This window comes from Sphingopyxis sp. LARHCG72, assembly GCF_052871675.1.
On record NZ_JBIXJU010000001.1, the window covers coordinates 910,413 to 927,532 of the forward strand.

The window sequence follows — 17,120 nt, forward strand, 5'->3', positions numbered from 1 at the left end:
TGATGCACCGGAGGCAATTTCTCGGCACTGCGACTATCGCTGGCCTCGCCGCGGCCTTGCCCGTGCCGGTGCTGGCCGCGGAAACCTCTGGCCTCCCGAACCTCGCCGCCAAAGCCGTCCCGATCGGCAAGGCCGAACGCATGGCACGCATCGCTCAGGCGAAAGAGCTGATGCGCGCGAACGATATCGGTGCACTGCTGATCGAACCGGGATCGAGCCTCATCTATTTCACCGGGGTGCGCTGGTCGCGGAGCGAGCGGCTGACCGCCGCGGTACTGACGCGCGAGGGCGAAGTCGCGATCGTCACGCCGTTCTTCGAGGAACCGTCGGTGCGCGAGAGCCTGGGCGTCGACGCCGAGGTGCTGACGTGGAACGAGGACGAGAACCCGCTCGCAGCCGTCGCGGCGTGGCTCGGCAAGCGCGGACTCTCGAAAGGCAAGATCGGGGTCGAGGAAACGGTGCGCTATTTCGCCGTCGACGGCCTCGAAAAGGCAATGCCGCAGGCGACGGTGGTCAACGGCGCGCCCGTCGTGCGCGGTTGCCGGATGCACAAATCACCCGCCGAAATCGCGTTGATGCAGATCGCCGCCGACATCACGCTCGCCGCCTATCGCCACACCGCACCGCGGGTCGAGGCAGGGATGACACCCGCCGATATTGGTGCGATCATGAAGGCGACGACGACCGCACTCGGCGGGCGCAGCGAGTTCGAACTGATCCTGCTCGGCGAGGCGAGCGCCTATCCGCATGGGTCCGGCAAGCCGCAGGCGGTGAAGGACGGCGAGGTCGTGCTGATGGATTGCGGCGCGACGGTGCATGGCTATCAATCCGACATTTCGCGGACCTTCGTTTACGGCAAGGCGAGCGCGCGCCAGCGGCAGGTCTGGGACCAGATGCGCAAGGGGCAGGACGTCGCCTTCGCCGCAGCCAAGCTTGGCACGCCGGCGGGCAAGGTCGACGACGCGGTGCGCGCCTATTATGAGAGCCTCGGTTGGGGCCCCGGATACAAGCTTCCCGGCACCTCGCACCGGACCGGCCATGGCATTGGGCTCGACGGCCACGAGCCGGTCAACCTCGTCCGCGGCGAAATGACGAAGCTGGCACCCGGGATGTGCTTCTCGAACGAACCCGGCATCTATATTCCCGGCGAATTCGGCATCAGGCTCGAGGATTGTTTCTACATGACCGACAGCGGCCCGAAATGGTTCAGCGAGCCGCCGCCGTCGATCGACCGGCCGTTCGCTTAGGTTTCGCTCGATCCGCTTGTGGCGATGGTCAGACCAGCGACTTCAACCGGTCGATTCCGGTTGCCTGCCGGACGATCCGGGCCGCGAGCGCATTACCGTTCGCGGCATTGGTGAACACGACGATCGCCCGTCCGTGCCGGGCATCGCCCACGCCCAGCGTCTTGAAAATCCCGTAATTGCTGCCGCTGTGCTGGAACAGCGGGCCTGCCGGGGACTGCTCGATTTCCCAGCCCAGCCCCCGCGAGATGTCGCGCCCGCGTATCTCCAGCCGGGGGGTGAGCATTGCCTGCCGGGCCGCATCGCTGATCTCCCAAGCTGCCGGCTCCGGCCGTTCCATCATGAGCGCCATGAACTTCGCATAGTCGGACGCGGTCATCAGCAGCCCTCCTGCCGAATTGACGAGGAGGTCGTGGGTGGATGGGGGCGTCTTCGGATCGGTCTCGCGCATCGCTTCGACCGAATCTTCGTAGGTCCAGGACGCGATCGGTTTGCGTCGCTTCGTAGCGACCCGAAGCAGCCGGTTGCCGAGCTCGCGCGTCGGCTGGGGAGGAAGCTTCTGCTCGCCTTCCGGCGGTTCGGAATGGCCGAAGACCGCCGACCTTGCGATCTCCTCGTCCCAGCCGAAGCTGCTGTGCGTCATTCCGGCGGGGCCGAACAGCTTCGCCTGCATCACGCTGCCGAGGCTCATTCCCATGATTGTCTCGACGACCAGCTGGAGCCAGATGAAGGCTTCGCCGGAATAGCTGTAGACCGACCCGGGCGCGCTGCTCGTGACGAGCGGTCCAGAAGCCCAGTTGGGCAGGCCCGTCGAATGCTCAAGCACATGCCGGGCCGTGATGCGCTCCAGATTCGGGTCGGTGCCCAAATTCGCCGGCCGGCGATACAGGACGAGCGGCCTGTCGAGGTCGAGGCGCTTCTCGTCGACCAGCCGCATCACTACATAGGCGAAGACAGGTTTGGTCATCGAGGCGGCCTCGAACAACGTGTCCTCTCGCACCGGGTCGCGGGTGAGAATGTTTTTCACGCCGAAGCTCCCGCTCCAGGCGAGCTTCCCACGATCCACCACCGCGATGGCGGCGCCGGGCACTCCGGCGATCCGCATCAGGCGCGGAAGATCGCGAACCAGTTCGCCGGACGGAATCCAGGTGGGATTGCCCTCCGAATATCGGGCTTCCGTGCGGGAGCGAGCCGACGCCGGGCCGACAGCGATCAGCGCAGCCGATCCGGCCAGCAAGGTCCGCCGCCCGAATATCGCTCCATTGCTCATCCCCGGTCGCCTTTGACGTGGTGCATCAGGACAGCCACCTGTCCCGTGTATCGCGCGATGCCGGCAGGTTCGGCGAAGAGGCGGGGCAGGGGGCTCATTGGCCTCCATCTCCCATCGGCAATCTCGCCTTCGGCCGCTGGACCAGACTGACCAGCACGAACGAGATGATCATCAGCAGATACCAGCTGCCAAGCTTTTCGAGCCCGACCATGTGCCAGCCGTCGTTCTGGCTCGGATAGGTCCATGCGCGCGCGAAGGTGCCGATATTTTCGGCGAACCAGATGAACAAGGCGACGAGGCCCCAGCCGACGAGCAGCGGCATGCGGCGGTGGATGTGCAGCGGGCGGAACCACACCTGACAGCGCCAGAACAGCAGCGCGGTCGCGGCGAAAAGGACCCAGCGGATGTCGGGAAGCCAGTGGTGAGCGAAGAAATTGACATAGATGGCGGCGGCGAGAACGTAGCTCATCCAGACGGGCGGATAGCCGGTGTAGCGGAAGTCGAAGATGCGCCACACGCGGGCGATATAGCTGCCGACCGCGGCATACATGAAGCCCGAGAAGAGGGGCACGGCGCCGATGTGGAGCAGGCTCGCTTCGGGGTATTGCCACGATCCGGCGGAGGTCTTGAACAGCTCCATCACCGTGCCGACGATGTGGAAGATCAGGATGACGAGCGCTTCTTTCGGCGTCTCGAGGCGGAAAGCGAGCATGCCAAGCTGGATCAGCACCGCGCCGATCGTGATCGCATCATAGCGGTGAAGCGGCGCGTCGTCGGGCCAGAAAAGATGCGTTCCGAGAAGCAGCGCGAGCATCAGGCCGCCGAACAGGCACGCCCAGCCCTGCTTGAAGCCGAAGACGAGAAATTCGAGAAACCAGCCGCGCGGCCCCGGCGTGATCGCCATCGCCTCCAGCCGCGCGCGGACGGCGTGGAAGCGGCTGTGACCGCCGCCGGTCTCAGACATAGACGGCGACGTAAGCGATCAGCGCGGCGGCGGGCAGGAGCAGCGCCTGCGCGAGGACGGTGCCGGCGAGGCGGCTCAGCGAGATGAAGGTGATCGCGCGGCGGAAATCGGCCTCGTCGACTTTGCCCTCGACCGCGTCGTCGGTCATCACCGACAGTTGCGGGTCGATGAAGGCGAAGAGCAGAATCGTCGCAAAACCGTTGATCAGCGCCGAGAGCTGCGACGCGGTGACACGGAATTCGGGGGCAAGATAGCCGGCATAGAGGGAGGCGACGACGCCGACGGCGAGCAGGGATTGCGCAAGACAGTTCGCGATCAACACGCCCCAGCCGATCCCCTTCGGCATCTTCCAGCTTTTTAGATGCGACAGGCTGGGGAAGGTCAGCGAGCGGCCCAATGTCCTGAGGCCGCTTGGGCTTGCGGCCTTGAGCGCGAGCTTCGTCGTCGAGCGGTTGTTCTGGTACCAGCCGATCGCGGCGGCGAACATGCGCTGTCCGGTGGGGACGAGCAGGATGCCGATCAGCGTCGCAACGCTCGCCGCGGCGAGCACGAGCTGCATGTCGATGAACAGCGACGCGCCGCTGCCGTCGTGGATGCGCGTCTCGATCCGCTTGGCGAGGAAGGGGCCGAGGAAACTGTTCGACGTGCGCGAGAAGAGCACGAGGATGTTGAACAGCGCGAACGACATCGCGATGCGCCGCGTCCGTACCCCGGCGATGCGCGCCGCATAGGCGAGCGCGCCGATCAGGTTGATGAAACCGGTGAGCAGCAGGATGGTGACGAGGGGGAGGTCGATCATTTGGGGCCTAATTTCTCGTCATTGCGACCCCGGCGAAAGCCGGGGGAAGCAATCCAGAGCGGTTTGCGCGCGCTCTGGATTGCCACGGGCCTTCGGCCCTCGCAATGACGATTAAATGAAACTGTGGATCAATGCTTGCGCGTCAACTCGCGCATCGCGTCGTCCAGCCCGGCGAGCGTCAGCGGGTACATGCGGTCGTTCATCAGCTGTTTGATCAGCTTAACCGACTGGGTGTAGCCCCAATGCGCCTCGGGCACCGGATTGAGCCACACCGCGGCGGGATAGACATGCGTGATCCGCTGCAGCCAGACCGCGCCCGATTCCTCGTTGAAATGCTCGACGCTGCCGCCCGGATGGGTGATTTCATAGGCGCTCATCGATGCGTCGCCTACGAAGATCACCTTATAATCATGGCCATATTTGTGGAGGATGTCCCACATCTGGTGGCGTTCGGACCAGCGGCGCTTATTGTCCTTCCACACGCCTTCGTACGGGCAATTGTGGAAATAGAAGAATTCGAGATTCTTGAACTCGGTCGTCGCGGCGCTGAAGAGCTCTTCGCACAGCTTGATGAACGGGTCCATCGATCCGCCGACGTCGAGGAACAGGAGCAGCTTCACCGCATTGCGCCGTTCGGGGCGCATCTTGATGTCGAGCCAGCCCTGCCGCGCGGTGCCGTCGATCGTGCCCGGAATGTCGAGCTCGTCCGCCGCGCCCTCGCGCGCGAACTTGCGCAGACGGCGGAGCGCGATCTTGATGTTGCGGGTGCCGAGTTCCTTGGTGTTGTCGAGATTCTGGAACTCGCGCTTTTCCCAGACCTTCAGCGCGCGCTTGTGCTTGCTCTCGCCGCCGATGCGTACGCCTTCGGGGTTATAGCCCGAATTGCCGAAGGGCGAGGTGCCGCCGGTGCCGATCCACTTGTTGCCGCCCTCGTGGCGTTTCTGCTGTTCCTCAAGCCGCTCTTTCAGCGTCTCCATGATCTTGTCCCAGTCGCCGAGCGACTCGATCGCTGCCATTTCGTCGGGCGTCAGGAATTTCTCGGCAACCGCCTTCAACCAGTCGGCGGGGACGTCGACCGGGTTCTGGCCGTAATCCGAAATAATGCCCTTGAAGACCTTGTTGAACACCTGGTCGAAACGGTCGAGCAGGCCCTCATCCTTCACGTAAATCGCGCGGGACAGGTAATAGAATTGCTCGGGGCTGCGGTCGATCACCTCGCGGTCGAGCGCCTCCAGCAGCATCAGATGCTCTTTCAGGCTGGCGGGAATGCCTGCGGCGCGAAGCTCGTCGAGAAAGCCGAAAAACATGGGGCAGGCGTATCGCGTTCGCGCCGCGCGCGCAATCACTTTACGTGAACGTAAAGCTGGCTCCGCCGATGACTATCGACCCCAACGTCAATCGGGTGCGTAAACGGCCGCATCACCCGGTGCGATGAAAGCCGATGTTTCGGGATGCGCGACGAGGCCGTCGACCGTCGCGGCAAAGGCTTCTTCGCTGGGCTTGCCGGCAAAGAAGCGGGTCACACCGCTCTCTTTCTTCGCCGACCAAGACAGGCTGTATAGCGGTGCGTGCGCGGAAATCCGTCCGAAGGCTTCCGCGAACAATGGCGCTATCTTTTCATCGAGCGGGTAGAGCGTCCAGCGTTTGCCGCCCGCTTCGCGTGCATAGACGGGCTGTGCCGCGTCGCCCAAGAGCGCCTTGCCCTGACCGCTCACCACGATCTTCGTCAGGAACATCTCTGCCATATGATTGTTGAACGGCATCGCCCGCTCGCCATCGCACGCCGAACCGCTGCAAGCGCCGTTCGCGGCCAAGATCGACGCCCAGGGGAGCGCGCGGACGAAGGCGTCGATCTGGCCTTCCTCGGCGGGTTCCTTCGAAGCGGGCAGCGTCGCCCTCACTTTCGCGGTCCATGTCCCCAATTCGATGAAATAGAGATATTCGAGCAGGGTGTCGCCGCCGATGCCGACCTTGTAGGTCGCCTTGTAGCCGCGCAGCTTTTGCGGCGCGTCGATGTCGAAGGGACCGTCGGCCCACAGGAAGGTCATCTCCTTGCGGCCAAAGCCCAGCGAGGTGATCGCGCCCTTCAGCCGATGTTCGGCCAGTGCGCCGCGCTGGAACAGGAACGCCGAAATGTCGGTCGAAGCTGCGTCGCGCTTCAGCCGGTAATGCAGCATGACGTCATTGCCATTATCGACGGCCATCAGGCTGGTGCGCTGAAAGCCGTCGATGCTCTCGGGAAAGACCGTGCCGGTGGCGATATGGGTGATCGGCCCCTTCGTTTCGCTCCCCGACCAGATCGCCGGGTCCGCGGTGCGGATGATGCGATGGCCGCCGACCATTTCCTGCGCCCCTGCGGGCAGCGCGAAGATTGCGGTGACCGCCGCCAGAATCGGCCAGAGACGCATGATATTTCCCCCTCACATCGATCGTCTGTTCGAAGGCGTAACGCGTTGGCGGCGGGCGTGCAATGCGCCTCCGATCCCCGCGACCGGCCCGCGGAATTGACGCGCCGTTAACCAATGTCCGGCATATCTCCTCGATCATTCAGGGACGCGGGCAAATCAATGAAATATGATCCGATCAATCCGGCGGCACCGATCCTCGACCAGTCGGTCGCGAGCGACTGCGGCGAGCTGGCCGTTGGGTGCAGCGATGCCGCGGGGCGGATCAAGCGCGCGACCGATCAGATGGACCGCCAGATCGGCGAACTTGGCCGGCTCGAAGAATATGTCGTGAGCCTCGAGGCCGACCAGCGCCAGATCGCCGATTCGACCGACGAGGCAAAATTGCTCTCGGCGCGCGCGTGCGAACAGCTCGATAGCGGTGCCGAACGCGTCAACGCCGCGGTCAGCGAGTTCCGTTCGGTGATCGACCTGATCGCGCGGCTCGGCACGCACGTTACCAATTTCGCTGCGGTGATGGAGCAGGTGCAGCAGGTCAGCCAGTTGATCGAGTCGATCGCCAAGACGACGAACATGCTAGCGCTCAATGCCGCGATCGAGGCCGAGCGCGCGGGCGACGCCGGTCGCACCTTTGCCGTCGTCGCCGCCGAAGTGAAGAAGCTCGCGCAGAACACCCGCGGTGCGACCGACGAGATCCGCCGCAGCATCGGCAGCCTTGCGACCGAGGCTAGCGGGCTGGTCGCCGAGATTCAGTCGGGGGTCGAACAGTCGAGCCGCGCCGAGGCGCAGTTCGAAACGATTACCGACGCGCTCCACGACGCGACGCATCTCGTCGCCCTGCTCGACGATCAGAGCGACCGCATCGCGCAATCGAGCGCGATGGTCCATGCGAACGGCGCCAAAGTGCGCGAGGCGCTCGACAGCGTGGTGACCTCGGTGCGCGACAATAGTTCGACGCTCGTCGGCACACGCGATTCGATCCTGTCGATGGAGCATGTGTCGAACCGCATGTTCAACGCGGTCATTTCGGCGGGCGTCAGTCCGCAGGATTCTGCGATCGTCGAACTGGCCGCGCGCGTGCGCGACGAATTTGTCGGGCTGGCCGAACGCGCCGTTGCGCACGGCGAGTTGTCGATGGAACAGATTTTCGACACCGATTATATCCGCGTGCCGGGTTCGAACCCCGAACGCTTCCGCACCACATTATGCGACTGGGCCGACACGCACTGGCGTCCGCTGTTCGATCGCATCGTCGCCCAGCATCCGGAGATCAAGATGTCCTCGGCGGGCGACATGAACGGCTTCCTCCCGACGCATATCACCGATTGCTCGCGTGCGCCGACCGGCGACCTCGAACATGACACCGCGCACTGCCGCAACGGCCGCATCCTCTATGACGCGACCGACGCTGCGGCAAAGCGCAGCACCGCGCCCTTTTTCATGACGGTCTATCGTCAGGAAGGCGACGGCATCAATTACGTGACCGTGCGCAACGTTTATATGCCAGCGATTATCAACGGCCGCCGCTGGGGCGATGTCGAGGTTGCCTATCAGCTCTGAGGCGGAATGGGCGGCTGTGCCGGGAAGGTCTCGATCGCGGGGTCGATAATCGCCCAATCGGGCGCCTCACTTGCCCAGATTGCCATCGTTGGTTTCAGCCCGTGGGGGTCGTCGAGTATGCCGAGACGGACGACGCGCATCTGCGGTCGGGCCGATGAGCCGCCGAGGATCGGGGTGCCGCATGCCGGGCAATGCGACCGGGTCAGGGTATTGCCGCTGTCGGCGACATAGCTGTCCGAGGCGGTGACGCCATCGATCCAAATGTCGGCGGTCAGGAAAATGGCGTTGTGCGTCGGCCCGCCTGCTGCGATTTTCCGACAGCGTCGGCACCAGCATTGGCGCACCCCGAGCGCTTCACCATCGATGCGTACCTCGACCGCACCGCATGCACATCGACCGGCGTATCCCATCAGCTACCTTGGCGCCGCGCCATGAAGGCAAGCTTTTCGAACAGCATCACATCCTGCTCATTCTTGAGCAGCGCGCCGTGGAGCGGCGGGATCGCCTTGCCGACGTCGCGGTTCTGCAGGACTTCGAGCGGCATGTCCTCGTTGAGGAGCAGCTTCAGCCAGTCGATGAGTTCGCTCGTCGACGGCTTCTTCTTGAGCCCCGGAACGTCGCGAACCTCGTAGAAGATGTCCATCGCGCGGCTGACCAGCGTCTTCTGGATACCCGGGAAGTGGACCTCGACGATCTCGGCCATCGTGTCGCGATCGGGAAATTTGATATAGTGGAAGAAACAGCGGCGCAGGAAGGCGTCGGGCAGTTCCTTTTCATTGTTCGAGGTGATGACGACGATCGGGCGTTCCTTCGCGGTCACCGTCTCGTCGGTCTCGTAGACATGGAAGGCCATGCGATCGAGTTCCTGGAGCAGGTCGTTCGGGAATTCGATATCGGCCTTGTCGATCTCGTCGATCAGCAGCACGGGCAGCTTGGGCGAGGTGAAGGCCTCCCACAATTTGCCCTTGCGGATATAGTTGCGGATGTCGTGGACGCGCTCTTCGCCAAGCTGGCCATCGCGCAGGCGCGCGACCGCGTCATATTCGTAAAGGCCCTGTTGCGCCTTCGTCGTCGACTTGATGTTCCAGGTGATCAGCGGCGCGTCGAACGCTTTCGCGATTTCCTCGGCCAGGACGGTCTTGCCGGTGCCCGGTTCGCCCTTCACGAGCAAAGGGCGGCGCAGCAGCGTTGCGGCGTTGACCGCGACCTTCAGGTCGTCGGTGGCGATATAGGCGCTGGTGCCTTCGAAACGCATCGGCTCTTTCCCTTAACGTGAACGTCAAGCGGGCATAGCGATAGCGGCGGGAGGGTGCAAGCCGAAGGGAGAGATGTCCCTCCCGCCGGCGGGAAGATCACGGGTGCGCGCGGCTGGCGGCGCGCGCCGCCATCAGGTCCCACAAGCCGCTGTGCTGCATGATCAGCTGCTGGGCACCGAATATCATCGCGCGTTCGACCGCGGGTGTATCCGCGACGGTCGCGGCCAGCCGGGCCGTTTCACGCAGGTCGGGCAGGGTGCAGGTCGGTGGCGTCAGGTCGAGCCGTTGGGCGCTGATGTCGAGCAGCACGCGGATCGTCCGCCAGTCGAGCGTCAGCGCGATCGCGGCGCCCACGGCGCAGCCGTGGCGGTCCGATTCCGCGAGCATGTCGATCGCCTTGCGCTGTGCGGCGACCGCAGCCTCGCATTGCGCCTGGCCCTGCGTGCTCGGGACCGGGCCGACTGCCGAAGCGATCTTCGACAGGAAGGCGCGTTCCTCGGCGAAGGCGTCGGCGGCTTCGGCCATCCACTGGCGCGAAGCGGGGTCGACCGCCTTTCGCGCGGCGTTGTCGATCACGCCCGGATAGCGGCCGTGGAGCAGGCAAAGGAAATGGACGGCGTCGGCAAGGTTGCGCATCGCCTCCGGCCCGCTCGACAGCGCGCCCGAACGGACGTGCGGGTGCGCGCCGGTGCCGTCGTTGGCAACCAGCGAGTCGAGCAGTTCGGCGGCGCCGCGCGTCTGCGTCTTGGGCTGGGTCGATGGGCTCAACGCTTGATCCTCGCTGCGGCGGGCCGTGCGCGACCCAAGCCGATGGAATTGCAGCGATCAGTCATAGGACAACGTCGTAAACGTCGCGTTTATAAGCGGCGGCTGATTTGCCCGGCAAGCTGTTCCAGTAAGGGACAATGGAGCGGAAAGGACGGGGACGGGAAAGATAAGGGGCCGGCAAGCACCGGGGAGAGCTTGCCGGCCCCTTCCTTGGCGCCGGGGCGCCAAAAGGGGGTGCAGGACTTTGGGGAGAGGGTGTCCTGCTGGTTTCGCTTATGCTGCGAGTGCGAGGTCCTCGACCTTGTCGGCCTGCGGCGCGGAACCTTCGGTCACGCTGAGTACGGGCTGGGCGGCTGCGGCGCTCTTTGCCGGGAAGATCAGGCGCGACGCGAGCACCACGATCCCGAGGCCGAAATAGCCGGCGAAGGTCTGGACCGGGAAGAAGAAGAGCGGGGCGATGAATGCCAGGCGGAGATAGAGCGGGTTGAAGCCGAAATCCTGGCCCACGGCCTCGCAGATACCGAAAAAGGTGTCGCGGCGGCGGAAGAGGTTGGTGGTTTCATTGTCCATTTTTTTGTCTTTCCCTTGGGCTGCGAGCACTGCCCCGCGCCGATGCCGAATGCATCGCAAAGGCCGTGCCATTTTTCGCAATCCTTCAATTTCCGGGCTTTTTCTTTTTGACCGCGCTTTGCAGTCTGCCCGTGATCCTGAATTCGTTCCCATCGAGTGGGAATATTTGCCATCTGGCGGGTGGCGTCTGAACCGGTCATGAAGTCTTCCGCCGCGATGGCGAGGGCTATCTGGGACAGGGATGTGAAGATTTAAAGAAGTCCGGGAAAAAAATTGTGCGGTGCAGCATTGGGGCAACACTTTGATCCAAAGCGCAAAACAAAACACCCCGCCGGTAAGGGCGGGGTGTCTGATGTCCGAAAGACCCGAAGGACTTACTGGTCGAGGAAGCTGCGCATCTTGCGGCTGCGGCTCGGGTGTTTCAGCTTGCGGAGCGCCTTCGCCTCGATCTGGCGAATACGTTCGCGCGTCACGCTGAACTGCTGGCCCACCTCTTCGAGGGTATGGTCGGTGTTCATGCCGATGCCAAAGCGCATGCGCAGCACGCGCTCCTCGCGCGGGGTAAGCGATGCAAGGACCCGCGTGACCGTTTCCTTGAGGTTCGACTGCACCGCGGCATCGACCGGGATGACGGCATTCTTGTCTTCGATGAAATCGCCGAGGTGGCTGTCTTCCTCGTCGCCGATCGGCGTTTCAAGGCTGATCGGCTCCTTGGCGATCTTCATCACCTTGCGAACCTTTTCGAGCGGCATCGACAGACGCTCGGCCATTTCCTCGGGTGTCGGCTCGCGGCCGCTTTCGTGAAGGAACTGACGGCTGCAGCGCACGAGCTTGTTGATCGTCTCGATCATATGGACCGGGATGCGGATCGTGCGCGCCTGGTCAGCGATCGAACGGGTGATCGCCTGCCGGATCCACCAGGTCGCATAGGTCGAGAACTTGTAGCCGCGGCGATATTCGAATTTGTCGACCGCCTTCATCAGGCCGATATTGCCTTCCTGGATCAGGTCGAGGAACTGCAGGCCGCGGTTGGTGTATTTCTTGGCGATCGAGATCACGAGGCGCAGGTTCGCCTCGACCATTTCCTTCTTGGCGATGCGCGCTTCGCGCTCACCCTTCTGGACCATGTTCACGACGCGGCGGAATTCGACGAGGCTCATGCCCGCCGCCTGCGCGATTTCGCTGATCTCGATGCGGATGCGGTCGACCGCGCCGGCTTCATTCTCGGCGAAGGCGGCCCATTTCTTGTCGAGCCCCGAAACTTCGTCGAGCCAATTCTCTTCGAGCTCGCGCCCGACATAATTGTCGAGGAACGACTTGCGCGGCACCTTGTGGCGCTCGGCAAGGCGCAGCATCTGGCCACCGAGCGCCGTCAGGCGGCGGTTATAGCTGTAGAGCTGGTCGACAAGATATTCGATCTTGGTGCCGTGAAACTGCACGCTTTCGACCTGCGCGGTGAGTTCCTCGCGCAGCTTGTGATACTTCTTTTCCGAGGCCGCGGGGAATTCCTCGCCGCCCGAGAGCGATTCGAGGCGCGCTTCCTGCAGCTTCGAGAAAGCCTTGAAGCTCTTGGTGATGTTCGCGAACTTCTCGAGCGCGTCGGGCTTCAGCAGCTCTTCCATCGCCGCGAGGCTGAGGGTGTTGTCTTCCTCGTCTTCCTCGAAATTCTCGCGCTTGCCCGACGATCCTTCGCCGTCCTCGTCGTCGCCGTCAGCCGAAGGTTCTTCCTCGACCTCGTCTTCGTCCTTGAAAGAGACGCCAGCGGTTTTTTCGCTGATCTCGCCGTCGTCCTCGGCGCCTTCCTCGTCGAGGTTTTCGGGCGCCGGGTCCTTCGACAGCATCGCTTCGAGGTCGACGATCTCGCGCAGCTGCATGTCGCCATTGTTGAGTGCGGTCGACCAGTCGATGATCGCGTTGAAGGTCAGCGGGCTTTCGCACAGCCCGAGGATCATCGTGTCGCGGCCCGCCTCGATGCGCTTCGCGATCGCGATTTCGCCCTCGCGGCTGAGCAGCTCGACCGCGCCCATTTCGCGCAGGTACATGCGAACGGGATCGTCGGTGCGATCGACCGTTTCCTTCTTCTTTTCGATCGCGGGGTTCGACACCGAACCCGTGCCGGCGCTGACGTCGACATCGTCGTCGGTTTCCTGGTCGGCCTCTTCCTGCACATCCTCGTCGCTTTCGACGATGTTGATGCCCATGTCGGAAATCGCCGACATGATATCCTCGATCTGCTCCGACGACATCTCGTCCTGCGGCAGCGCCGCATTCAGCTCGTCATAGGTCAGGTAACCGCGCTTCTTGCCGCGCGCGATCAGCTTTTTGACGTCAGCCTCGTTAAGGTCGATCAGCGGAGCGTCGGTATCGGTATCGGCGGCGGTGCTTTTGGTGGCCATATTTGTTCCTGCCTAGGGGCAATAAGTTGTCTTCACTGGCTGCTGCTCTCGGACAGCGCGGCCAGTCGGCGGGTCAGTTCCTCGTCCATCGCACGCAGCTTTTGCTGACGCGCCAGGCCTTCGTCATCCATCGTGCGCTGAAAATCCGCGGTGGCTTCGGCAAGCCGGGTGCGGATTTCGGGCTGGGTGACCAGCACGCCGATATATTCGTCAAGGTCGCGCAGAGCGGTTTCCCGTGCTGCATCGACCTCTTCGCCTTCAAGCCTGCGATTGAACGAGAAGTGCATTCCGTCGGCTCTGAGCAATGTCGTCGCCCTATTATACACTTTCATTGGCTCCAATATGGCAAGCAACCCCTCGCAATCAAGCCCTTCCTGACGCATCGCGCTGTCAAGCATTACGCCGAGGAGTTCGGCGTCGCTTGAATCGCTCACCGGCAGCCGCGTCAGCGCCTCCTCGTTGCGCCGGAGCGCTTCGGGAAAACGCAGCAATCCGCCGATCAGCGCCGCGACATAGGGCGCCGAAATCCCGGCCTGCCCGATGGAACGCGTTTCATCGGCCGGAGGTTGCAACCGCGGGTCGGGGCCGAAGCGGCGATTGCCGCCTCCCCGCGGCGGGTTCGGCGTCCACGGCTGGCGCTGCGCGCGCTCGGGCTGCTTGCGCGCGAACAGCGCGTCGAGCCGCTCGCGAAACGCCTCGCGATAATGGTGGCGGACGTCGGCATCCTCGATCGCGTCGGCGTGCGCGAGCAGGCGCGTCTTCAATGCGGCGCGCTCTTCGGGGGTCGCGAGCGGCCCCGCCGCGACCTCGTGCGCCCAGAGGCGTTCAACCAGCGGCTGCGTGTCTTCGACGATTTCGGCGAAGCCCGCCGCCCCTCGCGCCCGCACGATATCGTCGGGATCCTGTCCCGCGGGTAGCGTTGCGAAAGCGAGGCTGAAGCCAGGGCGGAGCAGGGGAAGCGCGCGCATCGCGGCGCGCATCGCGGCTTTCTGTCCCGCGGCATCGCCGTCGAAGCAGAGCACCGGCACGGGAACCATCCGCCAGATCAGCCCGAGCTGCGCCTCGGTCAGCGCGGTGCCGAGCGGCGCGACCGCATCGGCGATCCCCGCTTCGGCGAGCGCGATGACGTCCATATAGCCTTCGACGACGATGATCCGGTTCGTCTGCCGCGACGCCGGGCTTGCCTTGTCGAGATTGTAGAGGACGCGGCCCTTGTCGAAGAGCGGCGTGTCGGGTGAGTTCAGATATTTGGGCTCGCCGTCGCCGAGGATGCGCCCGCCGAACGCGATCACCCGCCCGCGCGCATCGCGGATCGGGATCATCAGCCGGCCGCGGAACCGGTCGTAGGGTTCCTTGTCTTCGACTGCGATCAGCATGCCCGATTCGACGAGCATCGCGGTCGGGAATTTCTTGAGCGCTTCTTTCAGTGCACTCCGGCTCTCGGGGGCGAGGCCGAAGCCGAAGGCCTTGCAGGTCGCCTCCGAAATGCCGCGCTTCGCCAGATATTCGCGTGCCGGCGCACCATTGCTGCTGCCAAGCTGCTGTGTGAACCAGTCGGCCGCGCCCTGCACGACATCGCGCAGGCTCGCCTGCTCTTCGGCCTTTTTCGCGGCGCGCGGGTCGGCGGCAGGAACCTCCATCCCGGCCTCGGCGGCGAGTTCCTTCACCGCATCCATGAACGACAGCCCGCGCTGGTCGGTCATCCAGCGGATCGCATCGCCGTGCGCCGAGCAACCGAAGCAGTGGTAGAAGCCCTTTTCGTCGTTGATCGTGAAGCTGGGCGTCTTTTCGTTATGGAAGGGGCAGCAGGCCTTGTATTCGCGGCCCGCACGCGTGACCTTCACCGTCCGCCCGATGAGGGTCGACAGCGTGACGCGCGATCGCAATTCGTCCAGCCATTGCGGGGTGAGGGTCATATCTTCGATATGCCTCTGCCAGCACCCGCCCGCAAGCAGGCGGGGAGGGCGTGTCTCAGGAGAGCGCCGCCTTAACCCACCCGCTCGCCTTGCTCATATCGAGCTGCGAGCCGAGCCGGTCTTTCACCGCGGCCATCACCTTGCCCATGTCCTTCAGGCTCTCGGCCCCAAGCTCGACCACGATGGCCTTGATCGCTGCGGCCGCTTCGTCGTCGGAGAGCTGCGCGGGCAGGAAATCCTCGATCACGACGACCTCGGCCGCCTCGATATCGGCAAGCTCCTGGCGGCCGCCCTGTTCGTACATGGTGATCGATTCGCGGCGCTGCTTGACCATTTTCTGCAGCACGTCGGTGACGAGCACATCGTCGTCGGCCGGCGCGGTGCCGGTGCGGAGCTCGATGTCCTTGTCCTTGATCTTGGCCAGCATCAGCCGGATGGTGCCGAGCCGCGCCTTGTCGCCGCTTTTCATCGCGGCCACCTGCGCAGCCTTGATGTCGTCACGAATCATACGTGTCCCCATGCGCTGCAAATTTCGGAAAGGCCCTCTCTAGCGGCAAGATTCCAAATCCGATAGCTTGTGAATCACTTTTTTGGCGCCTACTTGGTCGGCCGTTTAGCCCCCCGTCCGGAGCATGTTGAATGGCACCTGCCAACCCCTCTGCCGCGCCTGCGGCCCAGCCTTCGGGCGCCACCGGCGTCCTTGTCCTTGCCGATGGCACGATCCTGTGGGGCGTGGGTTACGGCGCGAGCGGCGCTGCGGTAGGCGAGATTTGTTTCAATACGTCGATGACGGGCTATCAGGAAATCCTGACCGACCCCAGCTATGCGGGGCAGGTCGTCACCTTCACCTTCCCGCACATCGGTAATGTCGGCGCGAACCCGGAAGATATGGAACGTGGCGTGCACGGCGCCCTCGGCGCGATCACGCGCGAGCTGCCGACGCAGCCCAGCAACTTCCGCAGCGTGCAGACGCTGGCCGAATGGATGATCGAACAGGGCGTGATCGGGCTCGCCGGGATCGACACACGCGCGCTCACGCGCCGTATCCGCGATGCGGGCGCGCCGAACGGGGTGATCGCGCACAGTCCCGACGGCCAGTTCGATATCGACGAGCTGCTCGCCAAGGCGCGCGGCTGGGCGGGGCTCGAGGGAATGGACCTTGCGAAGGCGGTCAGCCGTACCGACACCGGCGACTGGACCGGCGGCGCGTGGACGCTGGGGCATGGCTATGCGACCGAAGCGGGCGGCGAGCGGCCGCATGTCGTCGCGATCGACTATGGTGCGAAGGACAATATCTTCCGCAACCTCGTCAAAGCCGGCGCGCGCGTCACCGTGGTGCCCGCGACCGCGAGCCTCGACGAGGTGCTGGGGCATAATCCCGCGGGCGTGTTCCTCTCGAACGGTCCCGGCGACCCCGCGGCGACGGGCGATTATGCGGTGCCGGTGATCCAGGGGCTGCTCGAACGCGACGTGCCGATCTTCGGCATCTGCCTTGGCCACCAGATGCTGGGCATCGCAGCGGGCGCGAAGACGGTGAAAATGCATCAGGGCCACCGCGGCGCGAACCATCCGGTGCAGCGTGCCGAGGACGGCGTGGTCGAGATCACGAGCATGAACCACGGCTTCGCGGTCGACGCCTCGACCTTGCCCGCAGGCGTAGTCGAGACGCACAAGAGCCTGTTCGACGGATCGAACTGCGGCATCGCGATCACGGGGAAGAACGCATTCAGCGTGCAATATCACCCCGAGGCGAGCCCCGGGCCGCAGGATAGCTTCTATCTGTTCGAGAAGTTCGTTGGTGGATTGAAGTGAGGAAGCGCTTGCTCAGTGCCCTCTTAATATTGCCTCTCTCATCTTGTTTTGTGGGTGATGAAGACAATTGGGCCAGTCGAGAACAGATCGTTGAAGCCGCGGCGCGTTGCGGGATCGATGGATTTGAACCGACGGAGGCTGGGAGCGCGTGGGCCGCATA

Annotated in this window: 15 protein-coding genes; 3 read left to right on the forward strand and 12 right to left on the reverse strand. The window is 63.9% G+C overall.

Annotation, left to right across the window (positions count from 1 at the left end):
- The first annotated feature begins 2 nt into the window (after positions 1-2).
- The gene (locus ACIPPQ_RS04455; RefSeq protein ID WP_446543112.1) at positions 3-1,247 is read left to right on the forward strand and encodes a M24 family metallopeptidase; all 1,245 of its coding nucleotides are present in this window, start codon (positions 3-5) and stop codon (positions 1,245-1,247) included.
- Positions 1,248-1,275: 28 nt separating this feature from the next.
- On the opposite strand, the gene ACIPPQ_RS04460 is transcribed toward ACIPPQ_RS04455, so the two are convergent.
- The 5 genes from ACIPPQ_RS04460 to ACIPPQ_RS04480 form a co-directional block, all read right to left on the reverse strand.
- On the reverse strand, positions 1,276-2,514 hold the full coding sequence (locus ACIPPQ_RS04460) for a serine hydrolase domain-containing protein (protein WP_446542977.1): 1,239 nt from the start codon (positions 2,512-2,514) through the stop codon (positions 1,276-1,278).
- 94 nt (positions 2,515-2,608) lie between these two features.
- Positions 2,609-3,478 (reverse strand): DUF817 domain-containing protein, encoded by an 870-nt coding sequence (locus ACIPPQ_RS04465; protein ID WP_446542978.1) that lies wholly within the window; start codon positions 3,476-3,478, stop codon positions 2,609-2,611.
- A complete protein-coding gene (locus tag ACIPPQ_RS04470; protein WP_446542979.1) occupies positions 3,471-4,277 on the reverse strand; it encodes a lipid II flippase Amj family protein in 807 nt (268 codons plus the stop codon). The genes ACIPPQ_RS04465 and ACIPPQ_RS04470 overlap by 8 nt, the downstream gene beginning before the upstream one ends.
- 128 nt (positions 4,278-4,405) lie before the next feature.
- Positions 4,406-5,584 carry a vWA domain-containing protein gene (locus ACIPPQ_RS04475; RefSeq protein ID WP_446542980.1) on the reverse strand — a complete coding sequence of 393 codons (1,179 nt, stop codon included), beginning with the start codon at positions 5,582-5,584 and terminating at the stop codon, positions 4,406-4,408.
- 87 nt (positions 5,585-5,671) lie between these two features.
- Positions 5,672-6,685, reverse strand: a complete 1,014-nt coding sequence (locus tag ACIPPQ_RS04480; protein WP_446542981.1) for a hypothetical protein — start codon at positions 6,683-6,685, stop codon at positions 5,672-5,674.
- A gap of 159 nt (positions 6,686-6,844) precedes the next feature.
- Here ACIPPQ_RS04480 and ACIPPQ_RS04485 point away from each other — a divergent pair, with 159 nt between their 5' ends.
- The gene (locus ACIPPQ_RS04485; RefSeq protein ID WP_446542982.1) at positions 6,845-8,242 is read left to right on the forward strand and encodes a methyl-accepting chemotaxis protein; all 1,398 of its coding nucleotides are present in this window, start codon (positions 6,845-6,847) and stop codon (positions 8,240-8,242) included.
- Here the strand turns inward: ACIPPQ_RS04485 and ACIPPQ_RS04490 are convergent.
- The 7 genes from ACIPPQ_RS04490 to ACIPPQ_RS04520 all read right to left on the reverse strand — a co-directional run bounded on the left by ACIPPQ_RS04490 (position 8,233) and on the right by ACIPPQ_RS04520 (position 15,656).
- Complete coding sequence (locus tag ACIPPQ_RS04490; protein ID WP_446542983.1) at positions 8,233-8,652, reverse strand: GFA family protein; 420 nt, start codon at positions 8,650-8,652, stop codon at positions 8,233-8,235. The genes ACIPPQ_RS04485 and ACIPPQ_RS04490 overlap by 10 nt on opposite strands.
- The gene (locus ACIPPQ_RS04495; protein ID WP_037516322.1) at positions 8,652-9,497 is read right to left on the reverse strand and encodes an AAA family ATPase; all 846 of its coding nucleotides are present in this window, start codon (positions 9,495-9,497) and stop codon (positions 8,652-8,654) included. The genes ACIPPQ_RS04490 and ACIPPQ_RS04495 overlap by 1 nt, the downstream gene beginning before the upstream one ends.
- 97 nt (positions 9,498-9,594) lie before the next feature.
- A complete protein-coding gene (locus ACIPPQ_RS04500; RefSeq protein ID WP_446542984.1) occupies positions 9,595-10,266 on the reverse strand; it encodes a DUF6975 family protein in 672 nt (223 codons plus the stop codon).
- Positions 10,267-10,539: 273 nt separating this feature from the next.
- Positions 10,540-10,836: a PspC domain-containing protein gene (locus ACIPPQ_RS04505; RefSeq protein WP_446542985.1), complete on the reverse strand. Its 297-nt coding sequence runs from the start codon at positions 10,834-10,836 to the stop codon at positions 10,540-10,542.
- A 374-nt stretch (positions 10,837-11,210) separates the two neighbouring features.
- Positions 11,211-13,232 (reverse strand): RNA polymerase sigma factor RpoD, encoded by a 2,022-nt coding sequence (gene rpoD, locus ACIPPQ_RS04510; protein WP_446542986.1) that lies wholly within the window; start codon positions 13,230-13,232, stop codon positions 11,211-11,213.
- Positions 13,233-13,264: 32 nt separating this feature from the next.
- Positions 13,265-15,148, reverse strand: a complete 1,884-nt coding sequence (gene dnaG / locus ACIPPQ_RS04515; protein ID WP_446542987.1) for a DNA primase — start codon at positions 15,146-15,148, stop codon at positions 13,265-13,267.
- A gap of 55 nt (positions 15,149-15,203) precedes the next feature.
- Positions 15,204-15,656, reverse strand: coding sequence for a GatB/YqeY domain-containing protein (locus ACIPPQ_RS04520; protein WP_446542988.1), 453 nt, complete (start codon positions 15,654-15,656; stop codon positions 15,204-15,206).
- 131 nt (positions 15,657-15,787) lie between these two features.
- Here ACIPPQ_RS04520 and carA point away from each other — a divergent pair, with 131 nt between their 5' ends.
- Complete coding sequence (gene carA / locus ACIPPQ_RS04525) at positions 15,788-16,960, forward strand: glutamine-hydrolyzing carbamoyl-phosphate synthase small subunit (RefSeq protein WP_446542989.1); 1,173 nt, start codon at positions 15,788-15,790, stop codon at positions 16,958-16,960.
- The last annotated feature ends 160 nt before the right edge of the window (positions 16,961-17,120 follow it).